This window comes from Streptomyces sp. NPDC044064 (assembly GCF_056434245.1).
Map to the genome: position 1 here is coordinate 26,481 of NZ_JBWKFN010000030.1, position 10,125 is coordinate 36,605.

Sequence of the window (10,125 nt, forward strand, 5' to 3'; positions counted from 1 at the left end):
GCCGGACGCCGTCACACCGGTGCCTGGCGGCCCCGTCCCTCAGGTGAAGTAGATGCCGCCCAGGACGACCGCCAGGGCCGCCACGGCGAAGATCAGGATCCACAGGAACAACTTGCCCACGCTCGGTGGGGGTTCGTAGCGGGGTTCCTCGGGGGGCGTGGTCACTGCGGGGTCACCACCGCGGCCTGCGGGCGGATCGGGAGGCGGTTGACCGGGCGGCCCGTCGCCGCGCGGACGGCCGAGGCGATCGCCGCCGGTGACGTCACCACCGGGACCGCGCTGACCGACTTGGCGCCGAAGGGGGCGACCACGTCCCGCTCCTCGACCAGCTTCACGATCCGGATGTCCGGCGCGTCCAGCGCGGTCGGCAGGGCGTATCCGGTCAGGTCGGGGTGGCGGATCAGGCCGCGGGCCGTCCGCAGGTTCTCGGTGAGGGCGATGCCCACGCCCTGGGTGACGCCCGCCTCGATGCGCGAGGCCAGCTGTGCCGGGTTCAGCACCCGGCCCACGTCCTGGGCGACCGCCAGCTCGACCACCCGGACCGAGCCGAGTTCGATGTCCACGTCCACCACCGCGCGGATCGCGCAGAAGGCGAGGCCGACGAAGGCGTCGCCCTGGCCCTGGGCGTCGAGCGGCTCGGTGGGGTGCGGGCGGCACTGGGCGGTGGCCCACAGTTCCTTGCCGTCCATCGCCTCGGTGACGGTCGTCGACAGCACGCCGTCGTACGAGGTGATCTTGCCGTCGGTGATCTGGAGCAGCTCGGTCGACATGCCGAACTTGTGCGCCAGGGGCTGCAGCAGTTGCGCGCGGACCATCTTGGCCGCGCGTTCCACCGCGCCGCCGGAGACCCAGGTGTGGCGGCCGCGGCAGCCCGCGCCCGCCGGGGGCTGGTCGGTGTCGACCGGTGCGACGTGCACCTCGTCGATGCCGAGCGTGTCCTGGACGATCTGGCGGGCGAGGGTGCTGAAGCCCTGTCCCGTCTCCACGGCCGCGCACAGCACGGTCGCGACGCCGTCGTGGACCTTCACGGTCGCCGTGGAGACCTCGTCGGCGCCCTCCACGCCGAGCATGTGCACCATGCCCAGGCCGTATCCGACGCCCCGGCGCACCGCGCCCGGCTCGCCCGCACCCTCGGGGCCGCCGGGCAGCAGCCAGTCCTCCTCGGGCGTGTCCTTGGGCAGCGCCGGAAGAGGGTGGTCACGGACCGTCTGGAGGAGTTCGGCCACCGGCGCCGGGCAGGTGACCGTCTGGCCGATCGGCAGGACGTCCCCGGTCGCGAGCACGTTGCGCAGGCGCAGCTCGGCCGGGTCCTCGCCCAGCTTCTTCGCGAGCTTGTCCATCTGCGCCTCGTAGGCGGCGCACACCTGCATGGCGCCCTCGCCGCGCACATGGCCGGAGGGCGGGTTGTTGGTGCGTACGGCCCAGCCCTCGATGAAGGCGTTCGGGACGACGTACGGGCCGCAGGCGAAGGAGACGGCCGCGGCGAGGACCTCGGCGGAGGTGTCGGCGTAGGCGCCCGCGTCGAGGAGGATCTGCGCCTCGACCTTGACCAGCCTGCCGTCGGCGTCGGCGTGGTGGCGGTAGCGCAGCAGGGTCGGGTGGCGGTGGGCGTGGCCGAGGAAGGACTCCTCGCGGGTGGCCGTGAGCTTCACCGGGCAGCCGGTCTTGAGGGCGAGCAGGCCGAGCGGGATCTGGAAGCCCTGGTCCTCGCGGTCGGCGGTGGCGCCGGGCACCCCGGTGACGACGATCTTCACCCGATCGGGGGACAGGCCGTAGCAGGCCGCGGCGGTGTTGCGGTCGGTGTGCGGGTCGGTGGAGGCCAGGTACAGCTCCACGCCGCCGTCGGGACGCGGCACGGCGAGACCGGCCTCGGCGCCGATGGGGGCCGGGTCCTGGCGGCCGATGCGGTAGAGGCCCTCGACGACGACCTCGCCGACCGCGTCCGGGTCGCCGTGGCGCAGCGGGATGTGCCGGATCAGGTTGCCGTCGGGGTGCAGGGGCTCGGCCTCGAAGGCCTGCTCCGGGTCGGTGATCGGGTCGAGCACCTCGTACTCGACGATGACGGCGGCGGCCGCCATCCGCGCGGTGTCCGGGTGGTCGGCGGCGACGGCCGCGATGGGCTCGCCGTGGTGGCGTACGACCTCGGAGGCGAACACCGGGCGGTCGGGTGTGCCCCGGCCGTACCGGGGGGTGCCGGGCACGTCCTCGTGGGTGACGACGGCCCGTACGCCGGGCATCTCGCGCGCGTGGGTGGTGTCGATGGACACGATGCGCGCGTGCGCGTGCGGGGAGCGCAGGACGGCCGCCCACAGCAGGCCCTCGGCCCACAGGTCGGCCGCGTACGGGAAGGTGCCCTCGGTCTTGGCGCGCGCGTCCGCGTGCGGCAGCGAGGCGCCGAGGCCGTGCGGCAGCGGCTCGGCCGCCGGGGCCGCTTCGGCCGCGGTGGTCGCGGTGGCGGCTTCGTTGCTCACGCCTGGCCTCCGTCCTGGCCGTAGTGCTGGTCGTGCGGTCCCGGTGCGCCGAAGGTGCCGGGACTGTCGAAGACACCGGGTGCCTCGAACGCCGACGGGTTGACGCCGCCGGAGCCCGGGCCCGCCTGGTGCGGAATACGTGCCTCGTCGCCGCCCGTCCCGGCGTCGGCGGCGGTGTGCGCCTCGCGTTCGGCGACGACCTCCCTGACGGCGTCCAGGACGCCCCGGTAGCCGGAGCAGCGGCACAGGTTGCCGCACAGGGCCTGCCGGGTCTCCAGCTCGGTCGGCGCCGGGTTGCCCTCCAGCAGGTCGTGCACGGTCATCGCCATGCCCGGCACGCAGAAACCGCACTGCACGGCACCGCACCGGGCGAGCGCCCGCTGCACGTCGGAGGGCTGCCCGTCGACGGCCAGGCCCTCGACGGTACGGACCTCGGCGCCGGCCGCGGTGACCGCCGGTACCAGGCAGGAGGCCACCAGGCGTCCGTCCACCTGCACGTTGCAGGCGCCGCACTCGCCCTGCGAGCAGCCGTCCTTGGCCCCGGCGAGGCCCAGCCGCTCCCGCAGGACGTACAGCAGGGACTCGCCGATCCAGGCGTCGGTGACGGGCCGCTCGGTGCTGTTGACGCGCAGCACGTACGAGGCGAGGGGATGGTCGTCCTGCGGCCCCTGGGCGGTCCGGTCCGGGTCCTCGACAGCGTCGGGCCCGGAGGCCGCCGGGTCCTCCGGGGCCGGGGCGTGTGCCGCGGGCTCGGCCGGGTCCGCGGTCCCGGTGTCCTCCGGCGGGCCGGCCGGGTCCGCCTCGGCGGCTTCCGGCTCGGTGTCCACCGCGCCGGCCGGGGGCACGGGGTCCGCCGGGGCCGGGGGTGCGGCCGTGTCCGGCGTTTCCACGGCCTCCTGTGCGGCCGGTGGGGCCCCGGGCTCACCGTGCCGCGCCGGGCCGTCAGCGGGGCCCTCAGGGGCCTGTGCGGGCGCTGTGGCGGCGTACGGCGCCGGGGGCGCGAACTCCGGCGCCGGGGACGCGTCGGCCATGTGGGGTTCGGCGCCGGGCTCCGGCTGCCCCCAGGGCCCGTCCGCGGGCTCCGTCGCCCAGGGCGCCGACGCACCGCCGGGCAGGGTGGCCGGCGGGGTGCCGCCCCACTGCTCGACCAGCGAGGACGTGGTGAACTCGCCCGACTCGTCCGGGAGATCGCCGCCAGCGACCGGGATGGACCACTGCCCGGTGACGTCGTGCCCGGGCCCGGACGGGGCCGCGGGCTCCTCGAAGGTCCACTGCTGGGTGGCGGCGGGGTGATACGTGAACCGGTCGTCCGCCGCCTGCTCCTGGGGCACGGCGTTCGGGTCGGGCCACTGGTGGCCGTCGCCGGGCACGGTCCAGCTGCCGGTGGCGGCCGGGTCGCTCGTCCCGTGGGTCGCCGTTATCTGCGGCGGCACGTAGCCGTGGCCGGGTGCGGCCAGGGGACTGTCACCGGACAGCAGGGCCTCGATGCCGCCCTCGGGGAGCTTGACGAAGGCGGTGGCGCCGTCGTCGTAGTCGCCCTGGGGCAGCGGGTCCCAGCGGCCGCCGCCCTGGGACGTGCCCTCTCCGTGCTGGTCGTCGGTCACGACAGTGCCCTCCCCAGTGCTCGTCGGGCCAGCGCGGCGACGGTGCGCCGCAGGTGCAGTACGGCGGGTGGAAGCGGGGTCACGGAACCGTCCGGCTCCGGTACGGGGTCGGGGATGCAGGCCGCGGCGACGTACTCCCCGAAGGCGTTCAGGGCCTCCGGGACGAGCGCGCGGTCGTTGTCCCAGTCGATGAGCCCGGCGACCCACTGCTCGGCCTCCAGGGGCCTGAGCGGCATCGGCGCTATGGCACCGACGGCACACCGCACCCCGCGCCGGGCCGGGTCGAGCACCAGGGCCACGGAGGCGACCGCACGGCCCGGGCCGGTACGTCCGGTCGCCTTGAGGAAGACCTGCGGGGCGTGCAGCAGCGGCACGCGCACGAAGCCGATGAGCTCGCCGCCGCGCAGCATCTCCACGCCGGCCAGCAGGTGCGACACCGGGATCTCCCGGCGGGCTCCGCCCGGGCCCGCGATGATCAGCGTCGCCTCCAGGGCGGCCAGCACCGGCAGCGCGTCCCCGGTGGGGGCGGCGGTGGCGATGTTGCCGCCCAGGGTGCCCGCGTTGCGGATGTGCGGCGGGCCCGCGGCGCGCGCGGCGGCGGCGAGCGCCGGGATCAGGGCCGCGAAGTCGGGGCGGCCCATGCGTGCGTGGGTGAGGCCCGCGCCGAGCAGCGCGTGGCCGTCCTGGTACTGCCAGCCGCGGATCTCGCTGATCCGCCCGAGGCCCACCAGGGCGGCGGGCCTGAGCTGGCCGGAGTTGACTGCGGCCATCAGGTCGGTGCCGCCCGCCACGGGGACGGCCGTGGGCATGGCGGTGAGGGCCGCCACGGCCTCGTCCAGTGTCGTGGGCAGCGTGACGGCCTGCGCCGCCTGCGGTGCGTGCGTGGTCAAACCGGCTGCCCCTTCCCGCTGCCCCACCTGGTCCCTCCTGTGTGGCCGTACGGTACGTGCTCACAGGGCGGACGTGGCAACTCTGGCACATCTTCGCAAGACCCGAACGCGGGGGTCCGCTAGGAGGCATTCGCCCACCTCATCGGGTAGATGGTCCGTTTTCACACTGCTTCGCCCGTGTATTCCGATTGCCACTCTTCGGTGATGCCGACAGGTTTTTTCCGTTATCTGTTCGGAGGCGGTCCCTCCAGCGGCCGGCCGAGCACACCGGGGCGCCGCTGCCAAGGCCGCGGCCCGGTGGGCGGCCGGTAGGCGACGCCGAGGGCGTCAAGTCGCCCGTAGTGGGCGGCCATACGGCGCTCGAAGTCCGCGAAGTCCCGCTCCTGCGGGGCGGGAAGCCTGCTCCAGGCGACCTCCGCGAAGGCCGCGAGCCTCGGGAAGGTCTGGTAGTCCACCCGCGCGGCGTCCTCCATCACCTCGGTCCAGACGTTGGCCTGAGTACCCAGCACATGCCGGGCCTCCGCCGCGCTGAGCTGGGGCGGAACCGGCTCGAACCGATAGACGTCATCCAGGGTGCGCACGAAGCCGATCGGCACGGGCTCGTCCTCGCCCGGGGCCTGCCGGTGGTCCAGGTAGACGTACTGCTCCGGGCACATGACGACGTCGTGCCCGGCCCGCGCGGCCGCGACGCCGCCGCCGTAGCCGCGCCAGGAGGACACGGCCGCTCCCGGCGCGAGTCCGCCCTCCAGGATCTCGTCCCAGCCGATGAGCCGACGCCCGCGCGCGGTAAGCCACTTGTCGAAGTGCCCGATGAACCAGGACTGCAACTGGTCCTCGTCGGCGAGTCCGAGTTCCGCGATGCGGGTCTTGGCGGCCACCGACTCGCTCCACTGCTCCTTGCGGCATTCGTCGCCGCCGATGTGAATGAACGCGGAGAACTCGGCGGCGTCCGCCGGGAACAGCTCCAGGACTTCCTCGAACACCCCTTCGTAGAACCGCAGGGTGGTGTCGGTGGGGGCGAGCACGTTGGCCGAGATTCCCCAGGTGTCCCACACGGTCAGGGCGGTGGTGTCGGTGACGTCGGTGTTGCCCAGTTCCGGATACGCGGCGACGGCGGCCTGCGAGTGGCCCGGCACGTCGATTTCCGGGACGACGGTGATATGCCGCTCGGCGGCGTAGGCGACGATCTCCCGGATGTCGTCCTGGGTGTAGTAACCCCCGTGCGGCTTCTCCTCCCACAGCGGCGAAGCCCGGTGTCCGAATTTCGTCCGTGCCCGCCAGGAAGCGACCTCGGTCAGCCTGGGATGACGCCGGATCTCGATCCGCCAGCCCTGGTCGTCCGTCAGGTGGAAGTGGAAGACATTGAGTTTGTGCGCGGCCATCAGGTCCAGGTAGCGCAGGACACCTTCCTTGGGCATGAAGTGCCGGGCGACGTCGAGCATGAGACCGCGCCAGCGGAAGCGGGGGGAATCCTCGACGGTGACCCTCGGCAGGTCCCACTCCCGCCCCGGCCGCACCGGCGCCCGGCGGAACGCGTCGGGGCCGAGCAGCTGCCGGAAGGTCTGCGCCCCCCAGAAGACACCGGCCGCGCCGCCACCCTGAATGCGGTACGGGCCACCGTCGCTGACCAGCCGGTAGCCCTCCGGCGGCAGGTCGGGCTCGATGCTCAGCACGAGCCGGTCGGCACCCTCGCCCGCCTCCGGGAACGGCAGTCCGGTCGCGGCACCGACCGTGGCGCGCAGCCAGCGCGCGACGCCCTCCGTGCCCGGTCGCGCCTCGAGGGCCGTACCGCTGCCGAGGCTCGTGCGGCCGGCGGTGTTCCGGGAACAGCGCGCCGGAGCCGGAATCAGATCCACGTTGTCCGTCACGTCAGTCCTTGTCCGCTCCGCCCGGCCCCGAGACCGGGCGTCGCTGTACGAGTACGAAGAAGACCGGCAGCGAACAGGAAGTCGTTCCGGGCCGAGATGAAGGAAACACGCTCATCGCCACCGGGCCCGGGAGGACGAGCGGGAAAAGGATCTGCCGGAGGAATCTCCCGCGGCCTTCCACGGGCACCGTCCGGGCCACCCGAAACCTGATCGGCAAGGCGGTCCGGAAGCGGAAACGGAATCGCGCGACGGTGGTCGCGGCAAGAAACGCGATCAACGCCGGGGCGATCACCGCATTGCCCGCCACCACCACGCCGTTGACGAAGTGACGGCCGAATTGCTGCTGCCCGAAGACCCGCCGGAAGGAGTCCGGGGACGGCGGCGGCGGCCGCGATCGGCAGGGCCGGGACTTCCGCCACGAACCGCCACGGGCGTTGCAGTACATGCAATGAACGTTTTGCTCTGCACAACACCCTGGGAGGCTATGGGCAACATGAACATGGCGACAAGAGGTCTCGACCACTCTGTGGCCGGAAAACACAAAGGCCCCCGGGACGCGTCGAGACGCGTCCCGGGGGCCTTGTCGTCCTCGGCCGGGCGGGGAGACCCCTACTTCTTGTCGCCGCCCTTGTCGTCGCCGCCGCTGCCCATGGACTCGTAGATCTCCTTGCACATGGGACACACGGGGTACTTCTTCGGGTCGCGGCCGGGCACCCACACCTTGCCGCACAGCGCCACGACGGGGGTACCGTCGAGGGCGCTCGCCATGATCTTGTCCTTCTGGACATAGTGGGCGAAGCGCTCATGGTCGCCGTCGCCGTGGGACACCTGCGGCGTCGGTTCTACGAGGGTCCCCGTACCAGTCCCGCGCTCGGGCTCGAGAGTGCTCATATCAGCAAGAGTACTGAAGCTCACAGGCATCAGTTGAGCGACGGGTCGTCCGGATACGTGGCCACCATCGCCAGCTCGTTGCGCTGGCGACGGAGTACTTCGCGCCAGAGTCGCTCCGGGGCCGGCGAGGAGACGTCGCCCGGCTCGGACTCGACGACGTACCAGGCACCCTCCACCAGCTCGTCCTCCAGCTGGCCGGGACCCCAGCCGGCGTATCCGGCGAAGATTCTCAGTGAGCCGAGGGCCGAGGCGAGCAGCTCCGGCGGCGCCTCCAGGTCGACCAGACCGATCGCGCCGTGCACCCGCCGCCAGCCGAGCGGGGCGCGGTCCCCGTTGGCGCCGCCCGGGATGACCGCGACACCGAGCGCCGAGTCCAGCGAGACGGGTCCGCCCTGGAAGACCACGCCGGGCTCGCCCGCGAGATCGGCCCAGCCCTCCAGGATGTCGCCCACGTCCACCGGGGTGGGGCGGTTGAGGACGACACCGAGGGAGCCCTCCTCGTCGTGGTCGAGAAGGAGCACCACAGCGCGGTCGAAGTTCGGGTCCGCCAGGGCGGGCGTGGCCACGAGCAGCCGCCCTGTGAGCGAGGACACCTCGGTCATGCCAGACATGATCCCGCATCTTCCCCCGGCGTGGGGAGCCAATCGGGTGTGCGGGTGAACGCAGCTCAGGGCGCGTGGGCGCAAGCCCCGCGCGTGGTGACCCCATGTGCCCGGTGCGGAACGGTTCGTGTTGTGACACACCTATGACGTGGCTGGGTGGTACTTGGGCATACGGCAGGGGGGCGATCGGCGATTACCCTGTCTCTCCGGCCCCCGCGCTAAGTGATCGGCCGGCCCCTGCCCGACTCATCGGAACGCGAGATTCATGACCGTCAACGACGATGTCCTGCTTGTCCACGGCGGAACCCCGCTGGAGGGCGAGATCCGTGTCCGCGGTGCGAAGAACCTCGTACCGAAGGCCATGGTCGCCGCCCTGCTGGGCAGCGCGCCGAGTCGACTGCGCAACGTTCCGGACATCCGTGACGTGCGTGTCGTACGCGGCCTGCTGCAGTTGCACGGGGTGACGGTCCGACCGGGTGAGGAGCCCGGTGAGCTGGTACTCGACCCGACCCATGTGGAAAGCGCGAACGTCGCTGACATCGATGCCCACGCGGGTTCCAGCCGTATCCCGATCCTCTTCTGCGGTCCGCTGCTGCACCGTCTCGGCCACGCCTTCATCCCGGGCCTCGGCGGCTGCGACATCGGCGGCCGGCCCATCGACTTCCACTTCGACGTGCTGCGGCAGTTCGGCGCGACCATCGAGAAGCGCGCGGACGGCCAGTACCTGGAGGCGCCGCAGCGGCTGCGCGGTACGAAGATCCGGCTGCCGTACCCGTCCGTCGGCGCGACCGAGCAGGTGCTGCTGACGGCCGTACTGGCCGAGGGCGTCACGGAGTTGTCCAACGCGGCCGTCGAGCCGGAGATCGAGGACCTCATCTGCGTTCTGCAGAAGATGGGCGCGATCATCGCGATGGACACCGACCGCACGATCCGCATCACCGGTGTGGACAGCCTCGGCGGCTACACCCACCGCGCCCTGTCGGACCGTCTGGAGGCCGCGTCCTGGGCCTCGGCGGCTCTCGCGACCAACGGCAACATCTACGTCCGCGGCGCCCAGCAGCGCTCGATGATGACGTTCCTGAACACCTACCGGAAGGTGGGCGGTGCCTTCGAGATCGACGACGAGGGCATCCGTTTCTGGCACCCGGGCGGCCAGCTGAAGTCCATCGCGCTGGAGACGGACGTGCACCCCGGCTTCCAGACCGACTGGCAGCAGCCGCTGGTGGTGGCCCTGACGCAGGCCACGGGCCTGTCCATCATCCACGAGACGGTGTACGAGTCCCGGCTCGGCTTCACCTCCGCGCTCAACCAGATGGGCGCGCACATCCAGCTCTACCGCGAGTGCCTGGGCGGCTCCGACTGCCGCTTCGGCCAGCGCAACTTCCTGCACTCCGCGGTCGTCTCGGGACCGACCAAGCTGCAGGGCGCCGACCTGGTCATCCCCGACCTGCGCGGCGGCTTCTCGTACCTGATCGCGGCCCTCGCGGCCGAGGGCACCTCCCGGGTCCACGGCATCGAACTGATCAACCGCGGCTACGAGAACTTCATGGAGAAGCTGATGGAGCTCGGCGCGAAGGTCGAACTGCCGGGCAAGGCACTCGGCTGACGACGACCGGCCCGGCCTGGGGGTCCCCCCGCTCGAGCGAAGCCGCGAGTGGGGGAGTTCGAGGCCGTTTCTGACCGCAACCGCGAAGGGGGGGGGGGAAGAAACCGCGTGGGCGTCCCCCCTCCACGCTTCTGTGGGGGTGCTTCCTTTTTGTCGTTTTTTTTTCATTCGCGCGGCAGGGGGAGTCCGTCCT

The 10,125-nt window shown here is 72.4% G+C and carries 8 protein-coding genes and 1 pseudogene; 1 reads left to right on the plus strand and 8 read right to left on the minus strand.

Features of this window, described 5'->3' with window-relative positions; genetic code table 11:
- Nucleotides 1–39: 39 nt before the first annotated feature.
- The 8 genes and pseudogenes from AC07DS_RS36235 to AC07DS_RS36270 all read right to left on the minus strand — a co-directional run bounded on the left by AC07DS_RS36235 (nt 40) and on the right by AC07DS_RS36270 (nt 8,326).
- A complete protein-coding gene (locus tag AC07DS_RS36235) occupies nt 40–165 on the minus strand; it encodes a hypothetical protein (RefSeq protein ID WP_393463861.1) in 126 nt (41 codons plus the stop codon).
- On the minus strand, nt 162–2,471 hold the full coding sequence (locus AC07DS_RS36240) for a xanthine dehydrogenase family protein molybdopterin-binding subunit (protein WP_479152358.1): 2,310 nt from the start codon (nt 2,469–2,471) through the stop codon (nt 162–164). The genes AC07DS_RS36235 and AC07DS_RS36240 overlap by 4 nt, the downstream gene beginning before the upstream one ends.
- Complete coding sequence (locus tag AC07DS_RS36245; protein WP_479152360.1) at nt 2,468–4,075, minus strand: (2Fe-2S)-binding protein; 1,608 nt, start codon at nt 4,073–4,075, stop codon at nt 2,468–2,470. The genes AC07DS_RS36240 and AC07DS_RS36245 overlap by 4 nt, the downstream gene beginning before the upstream one ends.
- Nucleotides 4,072–4,965, minus strand: coding sequence for an FAD binding domain-containing protein (locus tag AC07DS_RS36250; protein ID WP_145882559.1), 894 nt, complete (start codon nt 4,963–4,965; stop codon nt 4,072–4,074). Before AC07DS_RS36250 ends, AC07DS_RS36245 begins: the two co-directional genes overlap by 4 nt.
- Before the next feature lie 224 nt (nt 4,966–5,189).
- On the minus strand, nt 5,190–6,833 hold the full coding sequence (locus AC07DS_RS36255; RefSeq protein ID WP_479152362.1) for a beta-N-acetylhexosaminidase: 1,644 nt from the start codon (nt 6,831–6,833) through the stop codon (nt 5,190–5,192).
- 41 nt (nt 6,834–6,874) lie between these two features.
- Nucleotides 6,875–7,227, minus strand: a pseudogene (locus tag AC07DS_RS36260) (ABC transporter permease family protein); the annotation flags it as partial.
- Nucleotides 7,228–7,442: 215 nt separating this feature from the next.
- Nucleotides 7,443–7,724 (minus strand): DUF3039 domain-containing protein, encoded by a 282-nt coding sequence (locus AC07DS_RS36265; RefSeq protein WP_031159440.1) that lies wholly within the window; start codon nt 7,722–7,724, stop codon nt 7,443–7,445.
- Nucleotides 7,725–7,753: 29 nt separating this feature from the next.
- Nucleotides 7,754–8,326 carry a YqgE/AlgH family protein gene (locus AC07DS_RS36270; RefSeq protein WP_186581645.1) on the minus strand — a complete coding sequence of 191 codons (573 nt, stop codon included), beginning with the start codon at nt 8,324–8,326 and terminating at the stop codon, nt 7,754–7,756.
- A 265-nt stretch (nt 8,327–8,591) separates the two neighbouring features.
- Between AC07DS_RS36270 and murA the strand changes: the two genes are divergently transcribed.
- Nucleotides 8,592–9,932 (plus strand): UDP-N-acetylglucosamine 1-carboxyvinyltransferase, encoded by a 1,341-nt coding sequence (gene murA, locus AC07DS_RS36275; RefSeq protein ID WP_393463844.1) that lies wholly within the window; start codon nt 8,592–8,594, stop codon nt 9,930–9,932.
- Nucleotides 9,933–10,125: the final 193 nt, after the last annotated feature.

Coding starts and splice junctions, on each gene's coding strand:
- AC07DS_RS36265 (WP_031159440.1), bottom strand. CDS start 7,724: ATGAGCACTCTCGAGCCCGAGCGCGGGACTGGTACGGGGACCCTCGTA.
- AC07DS_RS36270 (WP_186581645.1), bottom strand. CDS start 8,326: ATGACCGAGGTGTCCTCGCTCACAGGGCGGCTGCTCGTGGCCACGCCC.
- murA (WP_393463844.1), top strand. CDS start 8,592: ATGACCGTCAACGACGATGTCCTGCTTGTCCACGGCGGAACCCCGCTG.